The sequence below is a fragment of the Dyadobacter sp. BHUBP1 genome, from assembly GCF_050587785.1.
Lineage (GTDB): Bacteria > Bacteroidota > Bacteroidia > Cytophagales > Spirosomataceae > Dyadobacter.
Map to the genome: position 1 here is coordinate 473,371 of NZ_JBOBIH010000001.1, position 26,632 is coordinate 500,002.

27 protein-coding genes are annotated in these 26,632 nt (G+C 49.3%); 8 read left to right on the forward strand and 19 right to left on the reverse strand.

What is annotated here, in order from left to right; translation table 11 throughout:
• Positions 1-83 precede the first annotated feature (83 nt).
• Complete coding sequence (locus ACQ4MZ_RS01970; protein ID WP_430842421.1) at positions 84-1,427, forward strand: tetratricopeptide repeat protein; 1,344 nt, start codon at positions 84-86, stop codon at positions 1,425-1,427.
• A 139-nt stretch (positions 1,428-1,566) separates the two neighbouring features.
• On the opposite strand, the gene ACQ4MZ_RS01975 is transcribed toward ACQ4MZ_RS01970, so the two are convergent.
• The 3 genes from ACQ4MZ_RS01975 to ACQ4MZ_RS01985 form a co-directional block, all read right to left on the reverse strand.
• A complete protein-coding gene (locus tag ACQ4MZ_RS01975; RefSeq protein WP_430842423.1) occupies positions 1,567-2,283 on the reverse strand; it encodes a superoxide dismutase in 717 nt (238 codons plus the stop codon).
• 23 nt (positions 2,284-2,306) lie between these two features.
• The gene (gene recR, locus ACQ4MZ_RS01980) at positions 2,307-2,921 is read right to left on the reverse strand and encodes a recombination mediator RecR (protein WP_430842425.1); all 615 of its coding nucleotides are present in this window, start codon (positions 2,919-2,921) and stop codon (positions 2,307-2,309) included.
• An 80-nt stretch (positions 2,922-3,001) separates the two neighbouring features.
• Positions 3,002-3,277, reverse strand: a complete 276-nt coding sequence (locus ACQ4MZ_RS01985; RefSeq protein ID WP_430842428.1) for an ATP-dependent Clp protease adaptor ClpS — start codon at positions 3,275-3,277, stop codon at positions 3,002-3,004.
• A 106-nt stretch (positions 3,278-3,383) separates the two neighbouring features.
• Here ACQ4MZ_RS01985 and ACQ4MZ_RS01990 point away from each other — a divergent pair, with 106 nt between their 5' ends.
• From ACQ4MZ_RS01990 to ACQ4MZ_RS02000, 3 genes are all read left to right on the forward strand, one after another.
• Positions 3,384-4,850 carry a sodium:solute symporter gene (locus tag ACQ4MZ_RS01990; protein ID WP_430842430.1) on the forward strand — a complete coding sequence of 489 codons (1,467 nt, stop codon included), beginning with the start codon at positions 3,384-3,386 and terminating at the stop codon, positions 4,848-4,850.
• 199 nt (positions 4,851-5,049) lie between these two features.
• A complete protein-coding gene (locus ACQ4MZ_RS01995) occupies positions 5,050-5,622 on the forward strand; it encodes a hypothetical protein (protein ID WP_430842432.1) in 573 nt (190 codons plus the stop codon).
• A gap of 252 nt (positions 5,623-5,874) precedes the next feature.
• Positions 5,875-6,273 (forward strand): hypothetical protein, encoded by a 399-nt coding sequence (locus tag ACQ4MZ_RS02000; protein WP_430842434.1) that lies wholly within the window; start codon positions 5,875-5,877, stop codon positions 6,271-6,273.
• Between the two features lie 53 nt (positions 6,274-6,326).
• On the opposite strand, the gene ACQ4MZ_RS02005 is transcribed toward ACQ4MZ_RS02000, so the two are convergent.
• Genes ACQ4MZ_RS02005 through galE form a run of 7 tightly spaced genes read right to left on the reverse strand, consistent with a single transcriptional unit; the run spans position 6,327 to position 13,474 of the window.
• Entirely contained in the window at positions 6,327-6,659 is a 333-nt protein-coding gene (locus tag ACQ4MZ_RS02005) for an MGMT family protein (RefSeq protein WP_430842436.1), read from the reverse strand.
• On the reverse strand, positions 6,643-7,242 hold the full coding sequence (locus tag ACQ4MZ_RS02010) for a DUF3109 family protein (RefSeq protein WP_430842438.1): 600 nt from the start codon (positions 7,240-7,242) through the stop codon (positions 6,643-6,645). Before ACQ4MZ_RS02010 ends, ACQ4MZ_RS02005 begins: the two co-directional genes overlap by 17 nt.
• 12 nt (positions 7,243-7,254) lie before the next feature.
• Positions 7,255-9,786, reverse strand: a complete 2,532-nt coding sequence (locus tag ACQ4MZ_RS02015) for a LysM peptidoglycan-binding domain-containing protein (protein WP_430842440.1) — start codon at positions 9,784-9,786, stop codon at positions 7,255-7,257.
• 33 nt (positions 9,787-9,819) lie between these two features.
• Positions 9,820-10,461 (reverse strand): O-methyltransferase, encoded by a 642-nt coding sequence (locus ACQ4MZ_RS02020; RefSeq protein WP_430842442.1) that lies wholly within the window; start codon positions 10,459-10,461, stop codon positions 9,820-9,822.
• A 38-nt stretch (positions 10,462-10,499) separates the two neighbouring features.
• A complete protein-coding gene (gene rfbA, locus ACQ4MZ_RS02025; protein WP_430842444.1) occupies positions 10,500-11,366 on the reverse strand; it encodes a glucose-1-phosphate thymidylyltransferase RfbA in 867 nt (288 codons plus the stop codon).
• Between the two features lie 35 nt (positions 11,367-11,401).
• Positions 11,402-12,457, reverse strand: a complete 1,056-nt coding sequence (gene rfbB / locus ACQ4MZ_RS02030; RefSeq protein ID WP_430842446.1) for a dTDP-glucose 4,6-dehydratase — start codon at positions 12,455-12,457, stop codon at positions 11,402-11,404.
• A gap of 3 nt (positions 12,458-12,460) precedes the next feature.
• On the reverse strand, positions 12,461-13,474 hold the full coding sequence (gene galE, locus ACQ4MZ_RS02035) for a UDP-glucose 4-epimerase GalE (RefSeq protein WP_430842448.1): 1,014 nt from the start codon (positions 13,472-13,474) through the stop codon (positions 12,461-12,463).
• Positions 13,475-13,631: 157 nt separating this feature from the next.
• Here galE and ACQ4MZ_RS02040 point away from each other — a divergent pair, with 157 nt between their 5' ends.
• Complete coding sequence (locus tag ACQ4MZ_RS02040) at positions 13,632-14,480, forward strand: transglutaminase-like domain-containing protein (RefSeq protein ID WP_430842450.1); 849 nt, start codon at positions 13,632-13,634, stop codon at positions 14,478-14,480.
• Between the two features lie 3 nt (positions 14,481-14,483).
• Here the strand turns inward: ACQ4MZ_RS02040 and ACQ4MZ_RS02045 are convergent, their stop codons facing one another.
• On the reverse strand, positions 14,484-15,113 hold the full coding sequence (locus ACQ4MZ_RS02045) for a 4'-phosphopantetheinyl transferase family protein (RefSeq protein WP_430842452.1): 630 nt from the start codon (positions 15,111-15,113) through the stop codon (positions 14,484-14,486).
• A 30-nt stretch (positions 15,114-15,143) separates the two neighbouring features.
• Between ACQ4MZ_RS02045 and ACQ4MZ_RS02050 the strand changes: the two genes are divergently transcribed.
• The 3 genes from ACQ4MZ_RS02050 to folB all read left to right on the forward strand — a co-directional run bounded on the left by ACQ4MZ_RS02050 (position 15,144) and on the right by folB (position 17,569).
• Entirely contained in the window at positions 15,144-16,043 is a 900-nt protein-coding gene (locus ACQ4MZ_RS02050; RefSeq protein WP_430842454.1) for a WD40 repeat domain-containing protein, read from the forward strand.
• Between the two features lie 107 nt (positions 16,044-16,150).
• Complete coding sequence (locus ACQ4MZ_RS02055) at positions 16,151-17,209, forward strand: DivIVA domain-containing protein (protein WP_430842456.1); 1,059 nt, start codon at positions 16,151-16,153, stop codon at positions 17,207-17,209.
• A gap of 9 nt (positions 17,210-17,218) precedes the next feature.
• Entirely contained in the window at positions 17,219-17,569 is a 351-nt protein-coding gene (folB, locus tag ACQ4MZ_RS02060; protein ID WP_019940367.1) for a dihydroneopterin aldolase, read from the forward strand.
• Between the two features lie 81 nt (positions 17,570-17,650).
• Here the strand turns inward: folB and ACQ4MZ_RS02065 are convergent, their stop codons facing one another.
• From ACQ4MZ_RS02065 to ACQ4MZ_RS02100, 8 genes are all read right to left on the reverse strand, one after another.
• Positions 17,651-18,907, reverse strand: coding sequence for a saccharopine dehydrogenase C-terminal domain-containing protein (locus tag ACQ4MZ_RS02065; RefSeq protein ID WP_430843796.1), 1,257 nt, complete (start codon positions 18,905-18,907; stop codon positions 17,651-17,653).
• Between the two features lie 209 nt (positions 18,908-19,116).
• On the reverse strand, positions 19,117-20,481 hold the full coding sequence (locus ACQ4MZ_RS02070; RefSeq protein WP_430842459.1) for an alkaline phosphatase family protein: 1,365 nt from the start codon (positions 20,479-20,481) through the stop codon (positions 19,117-19,119).
• Positions 20,474-21,676, reverse strand: a complete 1,203-nt coding sequence (eboE, locus tag ACQ4MZ_RS02075; protein ID WP_430842461.1) for a metabolite traffic protein EboE — start codon at positions 21,674-21,676, stop codon at positions 20,474-20,476. Before eboE ends, ACQ4MZ_RS02070 begins: the two co-directional genes overlap by 8 nt.
• Complete coding sequence (locus tag ACQ4MZ_RS02080; RefSeq protein WP_430842463.1) at positions 21,673-22,833, reverse strand: 3-dehydroquinate synthase; 1,161 nt, start codon at positions 22,831-22,833, stop codon at positions 21,673-21,675. The genes eboE and ACQ4MZ_RS02080 overlap by 4 nt, the downstream gene beginning before the upstream one ends.
• 207 nt (positions 22,834-23,040) lie before the next feature.
• Positions 23,041-23,910 carry a UbiA-like protein EboC gene (gene eboC / locus ACQ4MZ_RS02085; RefSeq protein WP_430842465.1) on the reverse strand — a complete coding sequence of 290 codons (870 nt, stop codon included), beginning with the start codon at positions 23,908-23,910 and terminating at the stop codon, positions 23,041-23,043.
• A 1-nt stretch (position 23,911) separates the two neighbouring features.
• Positions 23,912-24,940, reverse strand: coding sequence for a TatD family hydrolase (locus ACQ4MZ_RS02090; protein ID WP_430842467.1), 1,029 nt, complete (start codon positions 24,938-24,940; stop codon positions 23,912-23,914).
• A 4-nt stretch (positions 24,941-24,944) separates the two neighbouring features.
• Positions 24,945-25,793 carry an EboA domain-containing protein gene (locus ACQ4MZ_RS02095; RefSeq protein ID WP_430842469.1) on the reverse strand — a complete coding sequence of 283 codons (849 nt, stop codon included), beginning with the start codon at positions 25,791-25,793 and terminating at the stop codon, positions 24,945-24,947.
• A 199-nt stretch (positions 25,794-25,992) separates the two neighbouring features.
• Entirely contained in the window at positions 25,993-26,622 is a 630-nt protein-coding gene (locus tag ACQ4MZ_RS02100) for an MgtC/SapB family protein (RefSeq protein WP_430842471.1), read from the reverse strand.
• Positions 26,623-26,632 lie beyond the last annotated feature (10 nt).

The window sequence follows — 26,632 nt, forward strand, 5'->3', positions numbered from 1 at the left end:
TTCTTTTTTTGATGCTGATTCGGATTTTGAATACTTTTATACACTATTTAAAAAACATCGATTTGAGGAAAAGGTTTACATTCATGAGACTTCAATTTACTGGCATTTCATTTCTCCTTGCGCTTGCCTTTTATTGCCCCGCCTCCGCCCAACGTTCAGCTGCCGAATATTTCGAAGACGGTAATACCAAAGCCGGTACGGGTGATTTCAATGGTGCAATGCAGGCCTATACCACGGTAATTTCCATGAATCCCGACCATGCACCGAGCTATTTCAACCGGGGGCTCGCCAAAGCCAACCTCAAAGACTACCGCGGAGCGATGCAGGATTATGACAAGGCTATCGAGCTGAATCCCAAAGAAGCTCTTTATTACCAGAGCCGCGGCGTGAGCAAAAGCCTGCAGGAGGACTACCGCTCAGCCATTGAAGATTATTCCAAATCCATCGAACTCAACCCGGAAGAGCCCAAGGCCTACTATAATCGTGGTGTGAGTTATGCCAAATTGAAAAATCACCGGAATGCTTTGGTCGACCTCGACCGCGCATTGGCGCTGAACCCGGACGAACTTGCGGCATTGTATGCGAGAGGAAATTGCAAACAGGACTTGCAGGAATATGCCGGAAGTCTCGCCGATTTCACACGTGTGATCGAGCTCAGTCCCAAGCGTACGGGTGCCTACGCGGGCAGAGGGCTGGCGAAACTCGAACTCGGCGATTACCAGGGGGCCGCCGCCGATTTCACTCGTGCTATTGAATTAAGTCCCAACGAGAGCGAATATTACAGTAACCGCGGATTTGCCAAGAATAAAATGGACGATTTCCAGGGAGCTGTTATCGATTTTGACAAAACCATTCAGCTCGATCCTGAAAATTATAATGCCTATTACGGTCGCGGATTTGCCAAAGGAAAACTGAACGATCCGCGCGGCGCCATTGTGGACCTTACCAAAGCCATTGAAGTGAAGAATGCCTACACCGGCGATCCTAAGAAGAATGCATTCACCGGAAAAATCAACAAAGAGAAACTCGACGAGCTGCGCGACCAGGTACAGACGCACCTAAAGATTGAAAACCTTACGAACGAGCGCGCGGAGGCCTATTACGTACGCGCGATCGCGAAGTCGAAAGTAGGGGAACTAAAAGGAGCCCTGTCCGATCTCACTACTGCGGTAGAACTCAATCCTACCTATTCGAACGCCTATTTCTCACGCGCGGTGATCCGTTCTGCATCGGGCGATCAAATGGGGGCGGTACTGGATTTTACCAGTTCGATAAAGCTCCGCTCCGATTATCCGGAAGCCTATTATTTGAGAGGCATTGTTAAAAACAGCCTGGGAGAAATCAACGACGGCTGCCTGGATTTAAGCAAAGCGGGTGAGCTGGGGTATCAGCAAGCTTATAAGGTGATTGCGGCGTATTGTAACTAGTAGGCTGGTGCAAATCTCCTGATTTGCACATAATATATGAAGGCCTCCGGCCGGACCGTACCGCAAAGTCGTTTTGCAATACTGCCCGGCCGGAGGCCTTCGAATAGTTAGTCACGAAGGAAGCCCTTCGCGCCATTTATTAAGCTTTTTTCAAATTCTCGGCCACTTTATCCCAGTTCACCACATCCCAGAACGCTTTGATATAATCCGGGCGCTTGTTTTGGTAATGCAGGTAATAGGCGTGCTCCCAAACGTCGATGCCAAGGATCGGTGTTCCTTTAAAATCGGAAACGTCCATTAGTGGGTTATCCTGGTTGGGGGTAGAGCCTACCGCGAGTTTTCCGCCTTTGGCAACAAGCCACGCCCAGCCCGAACCGAAACGGGTGGTTGCAGCCTTACCGAATTCTTCTTTGAACTTATCGAATGAGCCAAACTGGCCATTGATCGCGTCGGCTATGGCACCGGTTGGAGCTGCACTCTTTTTAGGCCCCATTACTTCCCAGAAGAAAGTGTGGTTCCAGTGCCCCCCGCCGTTGTTGCGGATGGCAGCAGGCGCTTTGCTCACTGATTTGATGATATCTTCAAGGGATTTTTTCTCCCATTCGGTTCCTTTTACAGCGTCGTTGAGATTTTTGACATATGCCGCATGGTGCTTGCCATAGTGGATTTCCATCGTCAGTTTGTCGATGCTTGGCTCCAATGCGCCGAAGTCGTAAGGAAGCGGCGTTTGTTTGAAAGGAGCGGTTTCGGCCGGTAGGGTATTGGAAGTTCCTCCTGCTGCAAATGATTGGTCAGCCAATGCGCCAACAGTGAGTGCACTGCCGGCCAGTGTCCGCAAAAAGTCTGTTCTATTCATAATAGTACATTAAGTGTTTAGTGTTAATCATAAGCCACCCGGCTTACAATGCTGCGGCCAAGCGTAATCTCGTCCGCATATTCCAGGTCTCCTCCAATGGGGATACCTCTTGCGATAGTGCTTATCTTAATGCCTGTGGCTTTCAGCTTTTTTTGCAGATAAAAAGCTGTCGTATCGCCCTCCATCGTGGGGCTCAATGCCAATATGACTTCCTGAACCGCCTCATCGCCTTCCTGGCTTCCAATCCTCGACATCAGCGAGTCGATTTCCAAATCCGATGGTCCGACGCCTTCGAGGGGAGAAATGATGCCGCCCAGCACATGATAAAGCCCCCGGTACTGATTCGTCGACTCGATAGCAAGTACGTCGCGCGTGTCCACCACGACACAAATGGTCGTCTGGTCGCGCTTGTTATTGCTGCAAATATTGCAAAGTACGTCGTCGGCGATATTGTGGCAGCGGGCGCAATAGGTGGTTTTGGTACGCATTCTCAGCAAAGCATCGGACAACGAGCGGGTTTGCTCTTCATCCCTTTTCAGCAAATGCAATGCCAGGCGTAGTGCGGTTTTTTTGCCTATTCCCGGTAAGCGGGAAATTTCGGCGACGGCTTCCTCAATAAGACGTGAGGGATAGTTCATGAGAAGATGCTGAGTGATGGGCCTGAATGGATATCAAAACCCGTTTGTTGATGCTGGCAGTGTGATAGCGAGTAAGAGGTTCAATGCACCTCTGCTGAAATACCCCTCCGGCATATTTCGTTGCGCATCCCGGCCAGCTCTTCAAAAGAACCTTCCTTAACGGAGCATTTTCCTTTATAATGGATAATAATCGTGCATTGTTCGGCCTGCTCGTTGCTGTGACCACAAACTTCCATCAGCGTATCGATCACCCAATCGAAGGTATTCACGTCGTCATTGTAGATAATCAGCTTTTTAATGTCCGTATCTACGGTTTCTTCCAGAATTTCCAGCTCTGTTTCTGTGAGCGCTTGCATAACAACCAAATTTCTGTTTGATTAGCAAATCTAATTAAAAACGGAGACTATCCGAAGCTTTTAAGCGCCTTTTAATCCACTCCTGAATCCCCAAATACCCACTTTAATGAACCCTTATATTTCCCTGCTGATACTGGTAGTTTATTTTGGAATGCTGATCATGGTGTCCATTTTTACTTCCAGAGGCGCGGATACCAATACTTTTTTTACCGCCAACCGGCAGTCGCCGTGGTATCTGGTGGCATTTGGTATGATCGGTACTTCGCTGTCGGGCGTTACGTTTGTGTCTGTGCCGGGCGCGGTCGCGAATATCCAGTTTTCCTATTTCCAGGTGGTGATCGGGTATATTCTGGGTTATTTCGTGATCGGTACGGTGCTGATGCCGCTCTACTACCGGTTGAACCTTATTTCAATCTATTCCTACCTCGAACAACGCTTCGGATTCTGGTCTTACAAAACGGGTTCGGGCTTTTTCCTGCTCTCGCGCACGGTAGGGTCGGCTGTACGTCTGTACGTGGCTGCGCAGGTATTGCAACTCGCATTGTTCAAGCCGCTGGGCGTCCCGTTTGAAGTGGCGGTAGCGATTACGATATTCCTGATTTGGATTTATACATTTAAAGGCGGCGTTAAAACGATCATCGTCACGGACACACTGCAAACCTTTTTCCTCATTACCGCTGTCGTTCTGACGATCGTACTGGTTTCCGGCGAGCTGAATCTCAATGGGATAGGCGATATCTGGACGACAGTACAGAAAAGCGGGTATTCGCAAATCTTTTACTGGGATACCAACGATCCCAAGAACTTCTTCAAGCAGTTCTTTGCCGGTGTGTTCATTGCGATCGTTATGACCGGCCTCGACCAGGACCTCATGCAGAAGAACCTGACTTGTAAAAACATCGGGGAAGCGCAGAAGAATATGTTCTGGTTTGTGGTGGTACTCGTGATCGTCAATTTCCTTTTTCTGTCGCTCGGTGCATTACTTTACGTATATGCTGAGGCGCAAGGCATACCTACGACTTCAAAGACAGACGATTTCTATCCGATGCTCGCGTTGAACCACCTGGGGCTGGTGGTCGGGGTGACGTTCCTCCTGGGGATCACGGCTGCTACCTACGCCAGCTCCGATTCGGCACTTACCGCATTGACGACCGCATTCTGCATTGATTTCATGAACATAGAGAAGCGCCCGGAAGAAAAGCGTGCGTCGATCAAATTCTGGGTACACGTGGGCTTCTCGGTGATATTCTACCTGGTAATCCTCATATTCAACAGGATGAACAACAAAGAGGTAATCACGGCCGTATTCGACCTTGCCGGTTATACCTATGGGCCGTTGCTGGGTTTGTTCTCTTTTGGCGCGTTCCTGAAACGGCCCGTGAAAGATCGCTTCGTGCCGTTCGTGTGTATTCTGTCTCCGATATTGACTTACATCATTAACGACCATTCCGCCGAATGGTTTAATGGTTATAAATTTGGATTTGAACGACTCATTATCAATGGCTTAATTACTTTTATGGGCCTCTGGCTTTTGCATGATCGCGCCGGGAAACGCTATGTGCCACAAGCATAAGTGTGCGGTGAATGTTTGATGCTGATCTGATATTCAAAAACCCTGGGAAAGGTTATACAATTCCAGGGTTTTTTCTTGCATATATTCAAAAAAATCTTAACTTTCTGATAAAATCAGGCGTGTAATTCATGCCACCTGATGGATGTTTTGTTGAAAGATTGAGTTCGGTTATTTATTTAACAAACTAAACTTTTGCAGTATGAAAACACTGTCAGTTATTTTACTAGGCATTGTCCTTTGTGTTTCCTGCAAGGATAAAGCCGCAGAAGAGGAAGCTGCCCGTCAGGCTAACCTCGAAAAGGAAAAGCAAGCCATTAAAGCAGTCATAGAGAATGAAACAAAGTCATTTTTCGCCCGGGACTACAATGCCTGGAAATCGAATTATGCACAAACAGATTATGCCTTCCAGGCTTGGAGTAACGATGACGGTACTTTCGATTCCAACGTAGGTTGGGCGGATATCAACAAGCAGGTCGGTAAGTATATTGCCGCTAATCCCGAACCGGTATCCAGCCACCCGATCGTGGAGCGGAAAAATATGATTTTCAAGTTTTACGATGATGACGTGGCCTATCTTACCTGGGACCAGTTCAACAGCGACAAATCCGAAAAGAATTTTCACCACAGTAAAGAGGTGAGGCTGCTCGAAAAGATCAATGGAGAATGGAAAATCGTGTGCGTGTCGGCATTCTGGGATTATCGCCACCCGATACCCGCCAGCAGGCTGCCGATGATCCAGAAAATCGCGAATGAAAGCAGAGGAAAAATTTGACCCGGTGCACACGTCCGCGTGCCGCTTTAATGCGTTCGGTTTCAGGCACAAATGTTCGGTTCTGAACAACCTGTTAAGGGATACGAAGTAGCTGTAAAATTTTTGAAAATAAATGTAAGCTACTCATCATCAGTGTGTTGAAAGCTGGATGTGTCAGGCTTTGGTTGTTGAAAACCGGGTTTGGCACATCCTTTTTTTTTTTAAAGTCAACTGTGCGATCGTACAGTACCAAACTTTAAAATACTTATAGCCATGAAAATCTCCATTGTTTCCATCCTGACCAGCGCTTTCGCGCTCACCTTGTCTTTCACATCTTTTGCGGCAGACAAAAAGAAAAACAAAGAAGAAAAAGAAACCGCAAGCGTGGTCGCTTTTGACGCAGCATTGTACAAAATTGGTGATACTAACAAAGTACGGTTGTCGGTTGATAAAAATGCCAACGAAAGACTGCGTGTGGTGCTGAAAGACAAAGCCGGTAAGATCTATTACTCGGAAATGTTCAACCAACGTGACACCAAATATCGTCGCGTGTTCAACCTCGACGAAATGAGCGATGGAACTTACTATTTCGAATTGTCCCACAAGAAGGACAAAAAAGTAAAGGAAGTGAATATCGAAAGCACCAGTTCCAAAATGATCTCGCTGCAATGAGCACGGAACCCATAAAAATCCCGGTTTGGCGCACCAGACCGGGATTTTTTATGTCAATGCAGTTCCTTTTCGGGGTCCCAGAAACACTGCTCCCAATTGACGATCCGGTTATTTTCTACTTTTACGCCCTCACTTTCGAGCCTTTCCTGCATCGTAGTAGGTGTTTCAAAAAGCTGGCTTGCACTGAGTTCCCCGGCTTTGTTCACTACACGGTGGGCGGGAATGCCCTGCTCGTGGTAGCTGTTACCCATTGCCCAGCCGACCATTCTTGCACCGCGTTTGTTACCGAGGTAGGCAGCTATCGCTCCATAGGAAGTCGCTCGCCCCTTCGGGATTTGCCTCACCACATCGTAAACGTCATTGAAAAAGTCATTTCCCTTTTTCATGTTCGTTGGCGCGGGCTTGTTGTCTCTCGTCGATTTCTTCGGAAAGCTGGCGGTACCAATCCTCCCCGTAAGCTCGGATGAGCGGGTCCTTGAGGAATTTGTAAACCGGGACTTTTAATTGCTGACCCAGGCTGCAAGCCGGGCTGCAAATTTCCCAGCGGTCGTAATTAAGCGCGTGGTATTGCTCGTATTTCGTTACCCTGATCGGATACAAATGGCAGGAAAGCGGTTTCTTATAGCTGATCTTGCCATCGTTGTATGCCTCTTCGATGCCGCATTTGAGAATGCCTTTCTGGTCGTAAATGGCGTAAGCGCATTCGCGGCCGTTGATGATCGGTGTTACGTAGTCACCGTCCCAATCTTTGGTCCAGGTACCCTCGGTAGCGATTACTTTTTTGCCGGCTTCGGTCAGGTAAGGTTCTACCTCGGGATAGATCTCATCGAGAATCGCGAGCTCATCCTCATCCAGCGGGGCACCGGAGTCCCCTTCTACACAACATGCGCCCTTGCATTTGTCCAGATTACAGACAAATTCCTGGTCTTCGATGTCGTCGCTAATGCACGTATTTTCAATGAGTATCATAATGGGAACAGCTTATTGCTGAGGTATTTTAAGTTTTTGTCCCACCATAACACTGTTTCCGGACATATTGTTTAATTTCTTGATATCATCCACACTGGTATGGTACGTTTGGGCAATGCGGAAGAGGGTTTCGCCTGGTGCAACGGTGTGCGTCTGGGAGCCTGATGGCTGGCTCACAGCCTCCGATTCGCCACCTTCACCTCGTTTTACGCGTAGTTTCTGGCCTGATTTCAGACGATCAGAATCATTTAAGTTATTCAAGTCGAGGAGTTCCTTAATGGAGATTCCGTAAGCTTTGGAAATACTGTAATAGGTTTGTCCGCTCTGAACCGTGTGAAATTCACTACCGGGTGTAGCGGCGAGCCTGGTTTCTTCCTTGATCTCCTCCGGTGTTTTGAAAGTCGAAGCGGGAGCAGGGCGTTCCACTGCAACTTTGGCCGGTGCAGCTTCTTCACCGGATTTGGACACCAGTAGCCGCTGGCCTGATACGAGGCGGCTTTGCGCAGAGCGGTTGTTGATTGTCAGCAATTCACGCAACGAAAGGTTGTACTTGCTTGCAATGCCGAAATACGTGTCACCTGGCTGTACGGTATGGTATGCTGGCGCCGAGGAGGCGGTAGCCGCATTCTTTTCTTCGTTGCTGTTCCAACGCGCCGGTTCCGTTTCTTTTTTCGCCGGAGCTTCGTTTTCTCCTTCCGCTGCGCGTTCCGCACGCATACGGGTGTATACAGAGCCGGATGATGCCGTCGTACGCGTCGTGTTCGGCGTTACAACCTTCCCGGGCGTACTGGATTTGCCAGCCGGTTTTTCCTCTTCAGCCGATTTGAATGTGCTGTTGGTGTCGTCCTGTGTGATGATCACAACGCGGTCGTTAATATTCGCCGTAGATGGTGTTGTTGCCGGTGCATTCGCTGCAGTTCCGGATGGTGTTTTGCCGGAAGGTTTATACAAATTGCCAGCAGTTTCGGCAGTTTTACCGGCTGATGAAGTCGTAGCGGAAGGTGCTGCAGCCACTGGTTCGGTTTCTTTTGTGGCGCCGCTTTCATTCTTTTCTACCAGAACCGGCGTGTATTTTTTACGTCCCGACGCATTGCTTGGAATATTACTGTTTGAGGCCGCTGGTGACGTCGAAGCCGACGCTGGCGCCTTTTGAGGCACAACCGATGTGCCTGCGGCCGCAATGATCGAATCCTTTTTGGCAGGTGCGGTAGGTTGCGGTGGAGCGATAATCTCGATTGGCTGTTTACGTGGGCGTTTTTTGTTCAGGAAAAGCACCTGGCCGGTCTGGATAGGGTAGTTGCGGCTGGTAGTACGGTTGAATTTCAAAAGGTTTACCAGGCGGATACCATATTGCTGTGATACACTCAGCCATGTATCGCCGGGACGGGCTACGTGCGATGGCGCGCTTGCCTTCTTGTGCTTGCGCGAGAGGTAATATACCTGGCCTGGAACAAGCGGCATGTCTGCGAGCAGGTCGTTGTAACGCATGAAGCGCGGCGTGCGGATACCTGCGGCTTTGGCCAGTGTTTTGGGCTTGTCGCCTACACGTGCTTCGATACCCGGGAGGCCGTTGATTTCGTAAAGTGTGGGTGAATTAGGCTCTTTCAGCTGAACAGCGGATTTCTTCAACACGGGATAACCGGTGTCTTCATAAACGGAAGCAACCGCCGTCTGGCGTGGCGGCAGTGAGAGCTTTTCGCGAACGGAAGCAACCTGATCAACTGGAACCGGCAAGGTAATGAGGTATTCACGGTCGTCGGGTACTTTGTCGTCGTTGAGCCATTTGTTATGATTTTTCAGTTCTGCAGCAGGAACACCCAGGGATCTGGCGATGTCATCAAGCGATTGTCCCTTGCCGTAGTCGGATTCCATCAAAACATAGGCATTAGGCGATTTATACCGCTCAATACCGGATTCCAATGCGATTTTATGGGCGAAAAAGCGGAGCATATAGCGATCCGTTTTACCGGTAAGCGTGACCTCACGAGCGTACGCCCAGTTTGCAGGAACCACCTTTTTTACACCGCCCGCACCCTGGTAGTAGGAATACAAAGTCGTCACCCAGTTGTTGAATTGCTGGTTGTTCTTTTTCAGATACCATGCAGCAGCATGCGTGGAAGAGCTGATGTTCTTCCTTTCATCTACATCCTTATCCACACGAAGGTTGAGCTCACGTGCAGTTTCCGGTTTGAATTGCCAGTAACCCACCGCATTGGAGCTCGAAACGACATCCGGACGGAAAGAGCTTTCCTGAACGGCCAGGTATTTGAAGTCGATAGGTACTTCTTCATCCATGAGAATGCCTTCCACGATCGGGAAGTGCATAATGGCACGGTCCATCTTTTCTTCCCAGAACTTTCTGTTCGACATCAGACTTTTGATGTCCTCCTCGATAATATTCTGCGCACTTCGGTCGAATTTGACGGTGATACCGCCGAAGGAAACGCTGGACGGGATTTCGGGAGCCTGTGCAAAAACTGCATTGCCGGTCAGCAGCAGGACGATAACAAAAGAGATGATGTTGTTAATGGAAGTTCTGGCCATAAAAAAGGTAAATGGTCGCCTGACTATTGAGTACTATAATTTCTGAAGAATCATCAATCCGTCGCGGATTGGTAGCAGCATGTTGGAAACCCGTGTATCTTCGTGTACCATCCGGTTGAAATCCAGCAATGCCTGCGTGTCTTTGTCAATCTTTTTCAACTGCTGCACGACTTTGCCACTCCAAAGCACATTGTCGGCTATCAGGAAGCCCCCTGTGCGGGTTTTGTCGAGACAGAGGTTAAAATAAGAAGAATAATTGATTTTATCCGCATCAATGAAGACGATGTCGAACGTATCGGTGAGCGTGGGGATAATATCCAATGCATTACCGATACGATAGTCGATCTGATCTTTGAAAGGCGTCTGGTCGAAATAGCGCCTGGTGAAACTTTCAAGCTCCTCGTTCACATCGATGGTGATGAGTTTGCCGCCGGGATTGAGCCCTTCGCAAAGGCAAATGCCGGAGTAACCCGTATACGTGCCAATTTCCAGGATGCGGTCGGGCCGGATCATCCTGGAAATCATCGAAAGGAACCTTCCCTGCATGTGCCCGGAGAGCATGCGGGGGCTGAGAACGTTGGCGTGGGTTTCCCTGTTCAGGGATTTCAGCAACGCATTCTCTTCTTCCGTGTGGGCCGCGGAATATTCTTCGATTTCCTCTACCAAAAACTTCATTCGAATATAATATGTGCTAATCCCGATGCCGCAGCCTGTCAGGCGTTGGCTACAATGCGTTCCAGATAAGTGCCGTAGCCGCTCTTTAAAAGAGGGCGGGCGATTTCACGCAATTGTTCTGCATTAATAAAGCCCATGCGGTACGCGATCTCCTCAATGCAGCCTACTTTTAAGCCCTGGCGCTCTTCGATTACCTGAACGAACTGCCCGGCTTGCATAAGCGACTGGAACGTGCCCGTGTCGAGCCATGCGGTGCCGCGGTTGAGGACACCTACTTTCAATTTACCGCGTTCGAGGTAAACCCGGTTTACGTCCGTGATTTCGAGCTCGCCGCGTGGGGAAGGAGGGATCGTTTTTGCGATCTCCACAACATCGTTATCGTAGAAGTACAAGCCGGGAACCGCATAGTTGGATTTTGGTTCAGCCGGTTTCTCCTCAATGGAAATCACATTGTTGGATTTATCAAATTCTACAACGCCATAACGCTCCGGATCGTGTACCTGGTAGGCAAAGATCACACCGCCGTCGGGGTCATTGTTGGATTGGAGCAGGCTCGAAAGGCCCGATCCGTAGAAAATATTATCGCCCAGGATCAATGCAACTTTGTCGTCGCCAATAAACTCTTCACCGATAATGAATGCCTGCGCGAGCCCATCCGGGCTCGGTTGCACTGCGTAGCTGAACTGACAGCCGAGGCGGCTTCCGTCGCCGAGAAGTTTCTCGAAATGCGGCAGGTCGTGCGGGGTTGAAATGATCAGGATTTCGCGGATGCCAGCGAGCATCAGGATCGACAGCGGGTAATATATCATCGGCTTGTCGTAAACCGGCATGAGCTGCTTGCTTACCGCCAGTGTAAGCGGGTGTAATCTCGTACCGGAACCGCCGGCCAGAATAATGCCTTTCATAAATAGAGTTTCAATTGAGTAAAGAAATGGCCGGATTAACGATCCTGGTACATTTCGTCATAATATTTCTGGTAGTTGCCGGAGGTAACGTTGTTCAGCCAGTCCTGATTGGCCAGGTACCAGTCAACGGTTCTTTCCAGGCCTTCTGCAAACTGCAATGAAGGTTTCCAGCCCAGCTCTTCCGACAATTTGGTAGCGTCGATCGCGTAGCGTAGGTCGTGTCCCGCGCGGTCGGTCACGTAGGTGATTAGCTTGGCGCTTTCGCCTTCGCCGCGGCCGAGCTTGCGGTCCATAATGCTGCAAAGCAAATGCACGAGGTCGATGTTCTTCCACTCGTTATGGCCGCCGATATTGTAGGTATCGCCATTGGTGCCTTTATGGAAAATCACGTCGATCGCGATCGCGTGGTCTTCCACGAACAACCAGTCGCGGATGTTTTCGCCTTTTCCATAAACCGGAAGCGGTTTTTGCTGAATGATGTTGTGGATCATCAGTGGGATCAGCTTCTCAGGGAAATGGTTTGGGCCGTAGTTGTTCGAACAGTTTGAAATAACAACCGGCAATTTGTAAGTATTGTGATAAGCCCTTACAAAGTGATCGGACGATGCTTTGGAAGCCGAATAAGGCGAACGCGGGTCATATTTGGTTGTTTCCACGAAAAATGTGCCCGGATCGTGGAGTTCACCGTAAACTTCGTCGGTAGAGACATGATAGAAGCGGCGGCCGCTGAAATCATCTTTCCATGCCTTTTTTGCAGCATTCAAAAGGTTAACGGTACCTACCACGTTCGTCATTACAAACGACATGGGGTCAGTGATCGAACGGTCGACGTGGCTTTCCGCTGCGAGGTGTACCACACCGTGGAAATCGTTTTCGGTAAAGAGCTTGTCGATAAACGCCGCATCGACGATATCGCCTTTTACGAATGTGTAATTCGGCGCATGTTCAATATCGCGCAGGTTTTCGAGGTTACCGGCGTATGTAAGCGCGTCGAGATTGTAGATATGATATTCCGGGTGAAAGTTGACAAACCGGCGAACCACATGTGAGCCGATAAAACCCGCTCCTCCCGTAATCAAGATTTTTTTCATTTTTCAGCTTTTGAGTTTTAGTTGCCAGTTCCATGCATCGCGTAAAGCTTCCGCCATGGTTTTCTCGGCACGCCATTTCATTACATTATTTACTTTGTCGGATTGCGCGTAAATTTTCTCCACATCCCCTTCCCGGCGAGGCCCGATGGTGTAGTTGAGTTTCACGCCGTTTACTTCCTCAAAAGTATTAATCAATTGCAAAACGGTATAACCTTCGCCCGTTCCTACATTAAATACATCATAATAGTTAGTATCCGTTTGCGATTCGAGCAGGTCGAGCGCTTTCACGTGCGCTTTCGCGAGATCGACCACGTGAATGAAGTCGCGGATACAGGTCCCGTCCGGCGTATCGTAGTCGTTGCCGAAAACGGTAAGCGACTTGCGGAGGCCGGCGGCGGTTTGTGTAATGAATGGTACCAGGTTGCTTGGAACACCATTCGGTAACTCTCCGATGAGCGACGTTTCATGCGCGCCGATCGGGTTGAAATAACGCAGTGAAATGGCTTTCAGGCCGGGGCGTGAATGCACGTGGTCACGGATAATGTCCTCGGCGATCGCCTTGGTGTTGCCGTAAGGCGAATTGGCCGGCAGGCGAGGCGTACTTTCGGTCACTGGCAGCTTTTCGGGTTGGCCATACACCGTACACGACGAGGAAAATACAAATTTATCTACATTGAATTCCTGGGCGGCGCGAAGCAGTACCAGGAGGGAAATGAGGTTGTTTTCGTAATAGTTCAAAGGTTTTTCAACCGATTCACCCACAGCCTTGTAGGCTGCGAAATGGATTACGCCATCGAACTTTTCCTTTTCAAACAGAGCCCTTACTTTGTCGGCATCATTGCAATCGATTTCGTAGAATGGAAACTCTTTGCCGGTGATCTTTTTGATTCCTTCTAAAACGTTGAGATTGGAGTTGTACAGGTTGTCGATAATGACCGGTTCGAACCCTGCATTGTGCAACTCTACAACGGTATGGGAACCGATAAAACCGGCCCCTCCGGTAACGAGAATTTTCATGCGTTATGCGCGTTTTTTATAGAAATATGGTGGTATAGATGGTCTTCAAAACGGGCGCTAACCCGCTTTTTTTCCGGGCAAAAGTAGAAAATTTGACGTCCATTAAAAAAAAATGTTTTTATTTATCCGTTGGTTGTAAAACGCAGATTTGAGGAAAATGAACCAGAAAGAAATCAAGGCACTGATATCCTTGCTTGATGATGAAGATCATGAAGTGAGTCAGCATGTTGAAGGGAAGATATTGTCGTTGGGAGGGACAGTGATACCTTTTCTGGAGACCGAATGGGAGGAGAGTTTCAACCCGATCGTCCAGCGTAAAATCGAGGAATTGATCCACGAATTGCAGCTCAGCATTATGATCGAACGGTTACAGGCGTGGAAAAACGGCGGCGGGCTCGATCTCCTCGAAGGCATGTGGATCATCGCCACTTACCATTACCCCGATTTGTCGATTGAAAAGTTGAAAACCACCATTGAACAGCTTTATTACGACATCTGGATCCAGTTTCAGGAGGAAATGAATGCGGTAGACCAGGTGAAGCGGATTAATAGCATTTTCTTCGGTGTGATGAACTTCGCGGCCAACACCAAGAACTTCCATTCGCCGACCAACTCGATGATCAACTCGGTGCTGGAAAGCCGCCGCGGTAACCCTATTACCTTATGTGTAATCTATTTGCTGATTGCGAGAAAGCTGGGAATGCCCGTGTACGGCGTGAATTTGCCTAACCTGTTTGTATTGACCTACAAAAGCGATAAAACGCAGTTTTATATCAATGTTTTCAACCGCGGGATTATTTTCTCTAAAACGGACATTGACCATTACATCGCACAGTTGAATATCAAATCCAAAGATATATTTTACCAGCCATGCACGAACCTGGAAATTGTGCAGCGTGTATTGCGTAACCTGATCCTGTCCTACGAAAAAACAAGCGAGCAGGACAAGATCCGCGAAATCGAGAAAATACTGAAATCGACGCTCGACGAGCTGCCCGAAAGCTGATAATCAGAGCGCGATGGCCAGGCAATGGCCGTCGAACCAGCGTACATATATATTGGAGGAAACTACGAGGTCTTCATCGGTGAGCTGTCCGCGCAGGAGAATGTCGGCGTTTTCGAAGGGACTGATAAAAATAGAATCCCTGAAACTGATCTTTTTCTTTCCGTAGAGTTTATACAAAGCTTCTTTCGCGCACCAGTACATGCACAGGCGGTCCATCTGGTCCTGCGCATGATCGTACTCGGGCGGGGAAAGGTATTTTTTGGAAGTACGCTGTAATTTCGGATCGGTCTTTTCCATGTCGATGCCCACGGCAGCGGTCGGATTAATGGCCACGGCTACGAATTCGGCGGTGTGGGTAATGGAAATGTGCGAATCGTTGTCGATGAGGAATGCCTTGCCGTGCTCGTCCTTGTGAATGCCCACGTAGTTGATGCCAAACTGCTCAGCCAACGTCTTGATTAGCATCCGGCTGGCAAGCCACTCGCGTTTTTTTTGCGGATGAGATATTTTGTCGAGCTCTTCCTGGTTAAAGCCGTTACCCAGAGCCGTTTGAAGTTCCGCTTCGGTTTCCGTCAGTTTCCAGAGCAGTAATGTACTGCTGTCTTGTATCTTTTCGGAATGAACGAGGGGCATGGTAATACTGTTTGCTACAAAACTATCAAGATGAATATTCGCAAAGTAGATACTTTTTCCGGTCATAGGGACAGTGTTTATACAATTATTTCTGACGGAACGGACCACGGCTTTTATTCGGCGGGTGCCGATGGCTTTGTAATTCAATGGAACCTGCAAAAGCCGGATCTGGGAAAACTCGTTGCCCGCGCGGGTACTTCCGTATACGCGCTCGCATTGCATGAAAGCAGCGATTCGTTGTGGATCGGGCAGAATTTCGAAGGCATTCAGGTGTTGAATAAGAAAGGGAATGCGATTGAAAGGACTTCCAAAATCACAACCTCGGCTATTTTCGACATCCGTTTTGCGGGAGATAAGGCTCTCATCGCACTAGGGGACGGTGTGGTGGTAGTGATGGACGTTCCGGGTTTCGCTGTTCAGAAGCACATTAAAATAGCAGGAAGAAGCATTCGCAGCATTGCGGTCAATGTCGAGACCAATGAATTTGCCACCGGGGATAGTGATTGCAACGTCCATATCTTCGATCTCGATGGCTTCAAATTAAAAAAGACCATACAAGCACATACAAACTCCGTATTTTCCGTTAAGTATTCACCGGACGGTAAATACCTGTTCACCACCGGCCGGGACGCGCACCTGAAAATATGGGACGTCAATGATGCATACGGCATCGTCTCCGACATTCCCGCGCATATGTACGCGATCAACGACATCACATTCAGTCCCGATCGCGCCCTCTTCGCTACTTGCAGTATGGACAAGTCCATCAAATTGTGGGACGCAGCCACATTTAAGCTGAAAAAAATTATCGACCGGGCACGTCATGCAGGGCATGGAACGTCTGTGAATAAACTGCTCTGGACGAGTTATGAGAATCAACTGATTTCATGCAGCGACGACCGCATGATATCGGTTTGGGAGGTCGCATAAGGCAATACTTATAATATGGTAATGTTGGTAAATACTTTGAAAAATGAATCATATATCTTTAACTTACACGACCGTTTTTAACTAGGCATCAAAGCATAGAATGCATCATGAAAATATCCGCTATTGAGATACGCAAGCACACTTTTGAAAAGATTTTCAGAGGTTATGACCCGGACGAAGTAGATGCTTTCCTGAACTCTTTGTCTCAGGAATGGGAGCGGTATTCAAGCGAAAACAACTTGCTGAAGATGCAGCTGGAATACGCGGAGAAGGAGTTGGCGAAGTTGAAAGATATCGAATCAACCTTATTCAGAACCTTAAAAGCGGCCGAAGATACCAGCAAGTTAATCGAGAAAGAAGCCAACGAAAATGCGGAAAAAAGAATAGAAGAATCGCGCGTCGCGGCGAATGATCTGGTAGCGGAAGCAGAGCAGCGCACCAGCCAGATTATCAAACAGACGGAGGAGAGACTGGCGAAATTCAAGGAGGAATTTGCACAGGAAGTGAAGATCCAGGAACGTGATTTCCGGGCGATCGAAAACTTCCGCGATAACCTGATCGTCCAGCTTAGTTCGCTGGCCAACAGCGCGCTCGAAACCGTCGAACGTTTCGAGCAGAAATACGATAAAGAATCGGTCCTCAACAAAATGGAGGACATTAAAAAGCATATCGCGGAGATCGAAATTCCGAAGAAGCCGTTGTATCAGGCGCCGGTGAGGATCGAAGTGGAAGAAACGCCGGCAGTGCCGGCAGCCGAGCCGGAAGTAGAAGTTGTATTGCAGGACGATAAGCCGGAAGTGGTGTTCGAAATAGCGGAGGAACAAGCGCCTGAGCCGGAGCCGGTTTTGGAGGTGGATACTGAACTCCCCGGAGTGGTTGAGCCGGAACAGGATACCCAGGCTGTCGCGCCAGTCGTTACGGCAGTTCCGGAACCTCAGCCCGAACCAGCGGCAATTTCTGAGCCTGAGCCTGTGCGTGAAGAGCCGGTTGCTTACAACAGACCGAGACAAACCCAGCGGACTGCGGCCGACGAAGCCGAAGAGGTGTTGGCGGAAATGCATAAGGTGGCAGAGAAGGCCAGGGATTCTTCGGCGGGTATCAACCGGCCGAGAGAAAGCAGCCCGCCGAAGAAATCAGGCGGCGGTTCATTTTTTGACCAAATCTAATAACCACCATTGGGAACGATCAGTCTCGAAGGACTCGAATTTTTTGCATACCACGGCTATTACCCCGAAGAACAACGTATCGGAAACAAATATGCCCTGGATATTACCATTACTACCGATTTTTTTCGTGCCGCGCAGCACGATAAGCTGAGTGAGACCGTCAATTACGAAACCATTTACCAGCTCACAGCCAAGGTGATGAAAGAGCCTGCCAAGCTTTTGGAACACATTGGTTTTAATGTAATTGAAAAAATAAGGGAGCATTACCCGACGGTCGAAAAGGTGACTGTGAAAGTCTCGAAATTCAATCCGCCGATAGGAGGGGTTTGCACCCGGGCGGTGATTACGATGGAAGGATAGGGGTGTCAGCCTGAACGGAGTCGAAGGCAGGCCATACGGTTATCATCGTACATGCGCTTCGACTTCGCTCAGCGTGACATATCAATATTCGTGGGGAAGTTCGATGTTCACCGCTTCATGCCACGGCAAGCCATGGATATTCAGCAGCTCCATGAAAGGATCCGGATTCAGTTCTTCTACATTATAAACGCCCGGCTTCATCCATTCGTCGTTCGTGAGCATTAGCATGGCTCCGATCATCGCGGGAACGCCCGTGGTGTAGCTCACCGCCTGCGCGCGTACCTCGCGGTAGCATTCGGCGTGGTCGCAGTTGTTCCAAACGTAGTAAGTTTTTTCCTCGCCATTTTTGATACCCTTGATCTGGCAGCCGATGGACGTCTGGCCAGAGTAGTTTTCACCCAAAGTATCAGGAGCGGGCAACACCGCTTTCAGGAATTCCAACGGGACAATGTCGATACCGTTGAATTTGATCGGCTTGATGCTCGTCATACCCACGTTTTCCAGCACATTCAAATGCGTAATATAAGCCTGTCCGAAAGTCATCCAGAAACGCGCGCGTTTCAGGGTAGGGAAGTTCTTAACCAATGATTCGAGTTCTTCGTGGTACAACACGTAACTCTCTTTCGGTCCGATGCCCGGGTAATCGATCGGTTTATGGATAGACATCGCGGGGATTTCGACCCACTCGCCGTTTTCCCAATAGCGGCCAGGTTGGGTGATCTCGCGGATGTTGATTTCGGGGTTGAAGTTGGTGGCGAATGCCTTACCGTGGTCGCCTGCATTACAGTCGATAATGTCCAGGTAATGCATTTCATCGAAATGGTGCTTGGCAGCATAGGCAGTAAAAACCTGCGTAGCGCCGGGGTCGAAACCACAGCCGAGTACGGCCATCAGGCCAGCCTCTTTAAAGCGCTCCTGGTAAGCCCATTGCCAGCTGTATTCGAATTTCGCAACGTCTTTAGGTTCGTAATTGGCGGTATCGAGGTAATGCACGCCGGTTTCGAGGCAAGCCTCCATGATCGTCAGATCCTGGTAAGGCAGCGCCACGTTAATGAGCACTTTGGGCTGAAAACGTTTGATGAGCAACACCGTTTCGGCCACGATATCGGCATCCACCTGTGCGGTTTGGATGGTTACTCCGTGCATTTCCTTGATTTCGGCTGCTATTTTATCACATTTCGCCTTGGTGCGGCTGGCGAGCATTATTTCGGTGAAAACATTGCTGTTCAATGCGCATTTGTGTGCCACAACACTACCGACACCACCTGCGCCAATGATAAGAACCTTGGACATTTTAGTAGTTTTAAATTTCCGGCAAAGATAGGACGAGCGGTTAATTTTTCAATTTAAATTTCCGTTAACCACCTTCATCACTTCGCCCGTGCCCTAGTTCAAATAGTACACTTCGCCCTCAATATCCGTGCGGGCCAAAACTGCACAGCGATGGCTAACGGAATGAGCGTCAGGCAAAGGATGGCTTTCATGAGGTCGTAGCAGTAAGTTTCTAAGGCAGCGCCATGAAAGCCTATTTGTTTTTGGAAATGACTTTAAATCAGGTGTTTCCAGATTACGTCATACACGTCTACTGCTTCCAGTTCGGACTTTTCAGCGGGCTGATCGGTGATGATAATGGGGTAGTATTCTTTGGGAATGTTAATACCTCCGTGTGAACCCTTTACTAATGTGGCATCGAGCGGAATTACATCCATCAGGTATCTGAAGCCAAGCAGTTTTCGGGCCAGTTTGTAACCAGCGCGGAGCTTAATCAATGGATTTTTCGGATCCATGAACATCTCCACGGGATCGTAACCCGGCTTGCGGTGAATGTCCACCAAATGCGCATAATCCGGCGCTTTGGCGTCGTCGAGCCAGTAGTAGTAGGTAAACCAACTATCCGGTTTCGCCACGACTACAATGTCTCCCGAGCGTTGGTGATCGATATGGTATTCCTTTTGAGCTTCTTTATCGAGGACGAGGTCGACGCCGGGTGTCTTTTTCAAAACCTGCATTACTTGTTCTTTTACAGAAGGGTCATTGAGGTAAACATGTGCAATCTGGTGATCGGAAACGGCGAATGCTTTGGAAACACCCGCATCCAGCAGCTCATACCAGCGTTCGTTGCGCACCGAAATCAGTCCTTCATTGCGGAGAATGCGGTTGATATGGATCGGGTTATGGACTGCATTGATACCATATTCCGAAAGCAGAATAATCTTCGCATTGCGCGCTTCATAAAACTGAATGAGGTCTTTTACCACGTCATCGATCTCGTTCAGCTCCTTGCTGATCTTGGAAAAATCCGGCCCGAATTTTTGCAGGCAATAGTCCAGATGGGGCAGGTAAATAAGCGTCAGTGTGGGGTTATGCTTTCTTTCGACCGACATGGACGCATCAGCGATCCAGCGGGTGGATTTGATATTCGCATTCGGCCCCCAGAAGTTGAAAAGCGGAAACTGGCCGAGTTCGGCTTGCAGCTCGTCGCGCAATTCGGGCGGATAGGAATAGCAGTCGGGCGCTTTCACGCCATCGGCATGGTATTGCGGGCGCGGCGTTACCGACCAGTCGGCGGTGGAGTACATATTATACCACCAGAACATTTTCGAAACCGTAAAGTTCGGATCAACCTTTCTTGCATTATCCCAGATCTTGTCGCCTTGCACGAGCTTGTTCGACTGCTTCCAAAACTTCACTTCCGAATCCTCGCGGTCATACCAGCCATTGCCGACGATCCCGTTCTCCGCAGGCCATTTGCCTGTTACATAAGTGCTCTGTGAGGTAGTAGTAACAGCGGGTAAAACCGGCTTAATGGGGGTTAAATGCCGCTTTTTGATATAAGCATCCAAAAATGGCGTATGCTCGCCGATCAGGTTGGCGCTTAGTCCTACAATATCTATAACTACGGTTTTATTCATAATTCAAAACTTTCTTCACCCATTCGAGCTCGCGCACGATCGATTCGCCGATCGGCTTCTGCATATCCTCCGGCAGCACGCCCCAGGTGTAGGTTTCCACTTCCAGATATGCCGAGAACGGTGCTTCTTTTTGCAATGTCAATGTCTGTACAATGTCTCCCTGCGTTGAATCGAGCACGCCGTAGGTATTCACAAACAGCGGAACGTGGAAATGTACACGCCATTCTTCATGGGTTCCGTCCCAGTCGGTCAACGCCTCTTTAAGATCGGGGTAGTGGGTGAAATGGCCGTCGTCGTGGCGGGCTACTACCTGGTGAAGGTATACCGGCTCGTCGAAGGTCTCGATGGCTTTGCGCTTCACTTCCCGCTCACTGGTGTAATTCACTTTCAAAGCCGAGCTCACCTGAATGCGGCCGACCTGAATGCCGTATTCATTCAATGAATCGAGAATGTCTTCCGGCTTTTCGAAACCTACTGCCGCGTGGCAGATGTCATAGCACAGTTGAATATGTTTCAGGATGAGCGCCTGCGCCGCTTCACCTTCTATTCCGTATTTTTCCACCAGATAAATAGTGCCTTTCGGAAGCAGCAGATTGGTATACCAGGTTATGAAATCCTCGGTATTGTCGAGAATTCCGTCCGGTTCGGGCTCGATGTCCAAATGCAGGAACTTGCCGGTTTTCTTTTCAATGCGGATCAGTTCATCGAGGAGTTCGAGGATGTGATCGGTCGCCCTTTCGGTAGCTTGGAGCTTGTCGACTTCGGTTTTCCACCAGAGTCGGTAGGATAGAGGCGGGGTAGAAACGCCACCGTGCATTTCGGCTGGCAGCAATGCGGCCAGGATGTTGAAAAGTCTTTTGGTATAGGCGAGACGGTCGGTGGTCGTCCAGTCGGGCGTATGCACGTCGTCCTTTACGCGGGTATTGTGAAAGCCGCCGTAAGGGAAGCCATTGATCACAAACACATATACATCTTGCTCATCAAGCCAATTTTTGAACTCGGTCAGCACTTCCGGCTTGCTCAGCTCGATCGAAGCTTCGTTTGCGACACGCAGGCCAAGGCCAAAAGGCTTGCCGGGCGCCAGTTGCTCGCGGATGTAAGGAATGCTTTCTCGCAGCGACCGGAAATGGTCGTCCCACTTTTCACCGGGATGGATGTTACTACAATAGGTAAGGTGTCCGTAAGGCGTGATCATGCAGGGATAATTTTGGAACTTTCGAGGTAATCCACCGACTGAGCGATAATGTCGGCATCGAGTTCATGCACTTCCACTCCTTTTCCAATCCTTTCCAACAGCATGATAGTCAGCCTGCCGCCCAGGTGCTCACGGAATTCCTGCAAGCCGTTGCGGAGGTTGATTTTATCGTTTTCAGCCAGTTTGGAATGATATAGTTCAAAACCGACTTTGGTCAATACGTCTATAATGCGGTGTAAATCACTCTCGGCGAGCATCCCGATTTTATTAGCATATACACAATCCAACGCAATGCCGATGGCCACCGCTTCGCCGTGACGAACTTCGAAATTGGTCAAAAATTCGAGCTTATGCGCTGCCCAGTGGCCGAAGTCCAGCGGACGCGAAGAGCCGAATTCAAACGGATCTCCGCCGGCAATATGGTCGGTATGCATTTCAGCGCAGCGGTGGATAAGGTAGGCCATGGCCTCCTCGTCCCGGTTAGCAAGCGCCGTTGCGTGCTCTTCGATCCATTCGAAAAACGCCTGGTCTTTAATCAATGCCACTTTCACGGCTTCTGCGAGTCCCCCGCGCCAGTCGCGGTCGTCGAGCGTACGCAGGAAGGTGAGGTCGTTGAAAACAGCCACCGGTGGTGCGAATGTGCCGAGGAAGTTCTTTTTGCCGTGGAAATTAATGCTGTTTTTAACACCAACGCCTGAATCGTTTTGTGCCAAAACGGTCGTCGGAATGCGGATCAGCTTGATACCCCGATGAGAAACCGCGGCCGCATATCCCACGAGATCCAGTACGGCGCCGCCGCCAATACCTATTACAAATGAGTGGCGGTCGATTCCGAAAACATCGACAGCTTCCACGAGCCTATCAAATTGTGACGGATCATTTTTGCAAGCCTCACCACCCGGCACTGAAATGATTTCGGGAGCGAGCTGGATATGCTTCACATTTTGTGCGAAATAGGCGCGGATGTTGTTTTTCAAATCCGGCTGTGTCTGTTCAAACCCCTCGTCCACGATCACCAGGGCCTTGCGTTGAAAGCCCTGTTCGGTATATTCTTGAAAAAAATCTTTCAGTAATGGGTTCTGGAAGTCAAAAAGGTGTTGGGTGAAGAATACGGCGTAGTTGTATTCCACCTGGAAACGTTGTTTTATGGTTTGCATTGAATCTGGCATTACACGCAAAATGGGTATTTAACATTAAAACGTTTGAAAACACGATCCGTTCAAACGCAGCTCAAAATCATTGATATAAAGACTAAAATTAACAGGTTTTCCCCGTTCCGTCATCGTCCAATTAATTTATCAGGCAGAAACCACGTACTAACTACACAAGCCGTCCATCCTCCTTCCTCCCTTTCCTCCTTTGAATTAAGTGACCGCAAATGCCTTCGCCAAATACATCGAAAGCGGTAACAATGCGAGCACCGCAATAGCAATCGGCAGTAAGCCAAATGCTGCGCACCAGGAAGCATTCATGACAATCAGCGAGATAACCCCTGCTTTCACCGCCTTACCAATCAGCGGGCCGATGGGATTCTGCATAGCATTCCAGAGCGGGCGGAAAATGAACCATGCGTGCAGCAATACAAATGGAATGGTAAACAAAAGATTACCCTTGCCCTGCGCGATCGTCAGCTGTGCGGCAAGTACCGCGAGGTAAAGAAATGCGGCAATATATAAGGTGCGTTTCTTGCCTCCATGCACTTCGTCCTGGCTGATGAGCGTGATCGCGCCGATGTACATAATCGGGAAAACGGCGATGAATGCCCATTGCTGAAACGATTCGGGCAATACACTCATGCCGAGGATGAGGTTCCCGCCCCGGCACATGCCCATCACGAGCGGACCGAAGAATACGTGATGTTTGGCAAAGCGGTTGTATAAAATGGTGAGCATCGCAACCACCACGGCAATCATTCCGCTCTGTAAACTGAACGCTCCCGCAGCGATGATGCCGAGCAGCAATAGCGAAATGCCCATCGTTGCAGCCTGTGCAAGTGGTACTTTGCCGCTGGGAATTGGGCGCTCGGGCCGCTCTACGGCATCGAGTTTGGCATCGAAAACATCATTCATCACCACGCCGCCGCCGTAAAGACCAAGCGTTGAAACTACAAGTAATGCGGGCGAGAAATCCGAGAAGGTAAACTGCGCGATCGCCATACCGGCCAGAATGTCCGCGATAGCGGTAACAAGGTTGGCCGGGCGCGTCAGCTGCAAATAGGGTTTGAGGCTGCTCACTTTAATTGATCACTAAAAAATCTTTCACCGGAGCCGGCTGCTGACCGCCTCTCAGAATGCTGTTGCCATGGAATTTCTCCGTCTGATCGACGGCGTAGCCCGATTCAAAGTCGCTCACATCGATCTGCCCGCTTTTGCCGAATGCGTCGATCGCATTCTGGTAAGTCACGAGGCGAATTGTTTCATCCGAAATACCACGCATTTTCATCAATGCAGCTGTTTTCGGAATCGCCAGCGGGTCGGAAATACCCCAGTCGGCGGCGGAGTTGATCATAATACGTTCGGGACCGTATTGTTCCACCACTTTCACCATCCTTTCATTACCCATTTTTGTAAACGGATAAATGGTAAATGCCGCCCAGAAACCCTGGTCTAGCACGCTCTTTACGGTTTCTTCATTGTTATGGTCCACAATCACCCACGACGGGTCGATGCCGTGTTCCAATGCAATGGCCATGCTGCGCTCGGTACCTTTCTTCTTGTCGCGGTGCGGCGTGTGGATTTGTACAGGCAGTTTTGCTTCTTTGGCGAGTTCGAGTTGCAGGCGGTAATACTTTTCTTCGGCGGGCGTCTGGTCGTCGAAACCGATCTCGCCGACACCTACTACGCCTTCTTTATAAATGTAGAGTGGTAAAATTTCCATTACCTGTTCTGCCAGAGGCTCATTGTTGGCCTCACGCGAGTTCAAACCCATGGTGCAGTAATGTTTGATACCAAACTGCGAGGATCTAAATCTTTCCCATCCTACCAGACTGCTATAATAGTCCTTGAATGTCGATAAACCCGTACGCGGCTGGCCTACCCAGAATGCGGGCTCGATGAGCGCCACGATACCGGCCTGGTTCATCGCCTGGTAATCGTCGGTCGTGCGGGAAACCATGTGGATATGCGGGTCGAAAAACCGCATTCCTTTGATGAGGTCCTTGTAATCGTTCCAGGCAATGTCGCGGTGCGCGGGAGCCTGGTTGGCTTCTTCGCTATCTTCGAAATGCGAAGGGTTAGGGGTTATTTCTGTATGATTAGCGCACATAATGTCAATGTTCAAGATCGGCCCAGGTCAATGCGCCGGATTTTACTGATTTTTCCAGATCGGTATATTTCGCCAAAAGGTAATTGGCAGCTGGCAGCGTCGCTTCACCGCAAGCCAGTGCAGCCGCTTTACGGTCTTCTTCTTTTTCAGAATCAAACAAATGCTGCATATCGGCCAAAAGCGCCGGGGTCAAATATTTTCCGGTAAGCCGCCACACCTGCGCAGGGACGCTGCGCCCTGCCGCCCAGCGCTCGTGCGCGAAATCCGACAGCGTCACTGCAAGCTTTTCGTTCGCGCGGTTTTGCAGGCCTTCTATGAAATGAATAGGCTTGTCGTTGAATATCGTTTTGAGCACCAGCTGGTTCCATGCGAGTTCGCTGAAATATTTCTCAGGGTAGGGATTATGCAATGCAATCGCATCAAACACAAAACCCATGTTCGACCGCACGGCGTCCGTCGCGCGGAAAAGCCATTGATCGGGATAGGAAAGCAGCGGTAATGCCGAATACAGCGCTACCAGCTCGTTCATTTCCGCCGTATCGAATAGTGTTTCAATGTTTCTAACATATTCGTCCTTGTCCGAAGGGTCGAGTTGCGTGAGCAGCCAAACGCGGCTGAGCCTCACGAGCGACCAGCCCTCGACCGAAAAACCCGGTATTTCAAGGTGTAGTGCGGCCTTTTCGGCGTCGGAGGTATGAATGATTTTTTTGGACAGAAACCTGGGAGTTGCCACGAAGGCGGTCATCAGGTCAATGGGGGCGGAGACTGCCTTCTGCTGCAACCATTCAGCCTCTTCGGCCGAAGTGTTCGAAGCGATGATCTGCCAGATCTTTTGTTTAATAATATCGGACATGTCTATTGTCTGTGGATCCTGTTTACCGGTTTACGCCGTGTAAATCTTTTGAGGACGTGGGTTATTGCTATAATGCCTGTTTGCTGGTATAAAGTTTCCGGTCGGCTATTTATAACGTATCAAGGGCTATTTTTGGCTCGTTTTCGGGCATGATAGATATCAGTTTTAATGAAAAACTAATATCATTTGTAACTGATGTTTAAAAGTCAAATTCAAGAATATCGGCGTCGTTGAGCAGGTGGTGCGTCAGTTTTTCGTGCTTTCTTTCTGAACCCTGCAACGTCCAACTGCCGGTAATATGAGTGCCGACGCGGCTTTGCTCGCCGCGCAGAATTTTCAAATCATATTCCTTGAAGAGATTTTCATAGGTTTTCAATGTCTTGCGCTGGTACACGCACATGATGCGGTAGTTGCGGATCTGGCTTTTCCGACGGATAAACTTCTGCACGGGCGACAAAATGACCAGCGTCATCCCCGAAATCACGAAACAACAGATGGTCACCTCGTAAAACCCGGCCCCGATACCCATCCCCACCGCTGCAGTCACCCACACGATCGCCGCCGTCGTAATTCCGACCACCCGGTTATTTTCCCGGAAGATGATCCCAGCACCAATAAAACCGATCCCGGTCACGATATTAGCAGCGATCCGTCCTGCGTCCGAACTGATTTTAATGGAAAGTATCGTAAAAAGCGTCGATCCCATTGCGATCAATATCAGCGTCCGCAAACCGGCCGATTTACTCCGGTATTCGCGCTCCGCGCCGATGATTGCGCCGAGGGCGAATGAGATCAATAATTTGTAAATGTCTTCGGGAAGGAGTTCCATTCAATGTGTT

Excerpts from the sequence above, each read along its gene's own strand:
- ACQ4MZ_RS01970 (WP_430842421.1), top strand. The coding sequence starts at position 84 with ATGAGACTTCAATTTACTGGCATTTCATTTCTCCTTGCGCTTGCCTTT.
- ACQ4MZ_RS01975 (WP_430842423.1), bottom strand. The coding sequence starts at position 2,283 with ATGAATAGAACAGACTTTTTGCGGACACTGGCCGGCAGTGCACTCACT.
- recR (WP_430842425.1), bottom strand. The coding sequence starts at position 2,921 with ATGAACTATCCCTCACGTCTTATTGAGGAAGCCGTCGCCGAAATTTCC.
- ACQ4MZ_RS01985 (WP_430842428.1), bottom strand. The coding sequence starts at position 3,277 with ATGCAAGCGCTCACAGAAACAGAGCTGGAAATTCTGGAAGAAACCGTA.
- ACQ4MZ_RS01990 (WP_430842430.1), top strand. The coding sequence starts at position 3,384 with ATGAACCCTTATATTTCCCTGCTGATACTGGTAGTTTATTTTGGAATG.
- ACQ4MZ_RS01995 (WP_430842432.1), top strand. The coding sequence starts at position 5,050 with ATGAAAACACTGTCAGTTATTTTACTAGGCATTGTCCTTTGTGTTTCC.
- ACQ4MZ_RS02000 (WP_430842434.1), top strand. The coding sequence starts at position 5,875 with ATGAAAATCTCCATTGTTTCCATCCTGACCAGCGCTTTCGCGCTCACC.
- ACQ4MZ_RS02005 (WP_430842436.1), bottom strand. The coding sequence starts at position 6,659 with ATGAAAAAGGGAAATGACTTTTTCAATGACGTTTACGATGTGGTGAGG.
- ACQ4MZ_RS02010 (WP_430842438.1), bottom strand. The coding sequence starts at position 7,242 with ATGATACTCATTGAAAATACGTGCATTAGCGACGACATCGAAGACCAG.
- ACQ4MZ_RS02015 (WP_430842440.1), bottom strand. The coding sequence starts at position 9,786 with ATGGCCAGAACTTCCATTAACAACATCATCTCTTTTGTTATCGTCCTG.
- ACQ4MZ_RS02020 (WP_430842442.1), bottom strand. The coding sequence starts at position 10,461 with ATGAAGTTTTTGGTAGAGGAAATCGAAGAATATTCCGCGGCCCACACG.
- rfbA (WP_430842444.1), bottom strand. The coding sequence starts at position 11,366 with ATGAAAGGCATTATTCTGGCCGGCGGTTCCGGTACGAGATTACACCCG.
- rfbB (WP_430842446.1), bottom strand. The coding sequence starts at position 12,457 with ATGAAAAAAATCTTGATTACGGGAGGAGCGGGTTTTATCGGCTCACAT.
- galE (WP_430842448.1), bottom strand. The coding sequence starts at position 13,474 with ATGAAAATTCTCGTTACCGGAGGGGCCGGTTTTATCGGTTCCCATACC.
- ACQ4MZ_RS02040 (WP_430842450.1), top strand. The coding sequence starts at position 13,632 with ATGAACCAGAAAGAAATCAAGGCACTGATATCCTTGCTTGATGATGAA.
- ACQ4MZ_RS02045 (WP_430842452.1), bottom strand. The coding sequence starts at position 15,113 with ATGCCCCTCGTTCATTCCGAAAAGATACAAGACAGCAGTACATTACTG.
- ACQ4MZ_RS02050 (WP_430842454.1), top strand. The coding sequence starts at position 15,144 with ATGAATATTCGCAAAGTAGATACTTTTTCCGGTCATAGGGACAGTGTT.
- ACQ4MZ_RS02055 (WP_430842456.1), top strand. The coding sequence starts at position 16,151 with ATGAAAATATCCGCTATTGAGATACGCAAGCACACTTTTGAAAAGATT.
- ACQ4MZ_RS02070 (WP_430842459.1), bottom strand. The coding sequence starts at position 20,481 with ATGAATAAAACCGTAGTTATAGATATTGTAGGACTAAGCGCCAACCTG.
- eboE (WP_430842461.1), bottom strand. The coding sequence starts at position 21,676 with ATGATCACGCCTTACGGACACCTTACCTATTGTAGTAACATCCATCCC.
- ACQ4MZ_RS02080 (WP_430842463.1), bottom strand. The coding sequence starts at position 22,833 with ATGCAAACCATAAAACAACGTTTCCAGGTGGAATACAACTACGCCGTA.
- ACQ4MZ_RS02090 (WP_430842467.1), bottom strand. The coding sequence starts at position 24,940 with ATGTGCGCTAATCATACAGAAATAACCCCTAACCCTTCGCATTTCGAA.
- ACQ4MZ_RS02095 (WP_430842469.1), bottom strand. The coding sequence starts at position 25,793 with ATGTCCGATATTATTAAACAAAAGATCTGGCAGATCATCGCTTCGAAC.
- ACQ4MZ_RS02100 (WP_430842471.1), bottom strand. The coding sequence starts at position 26,622 with ATGGAACTCCTTCCCGAAGACATTTACAAATTATTGATCTCATTCGCC.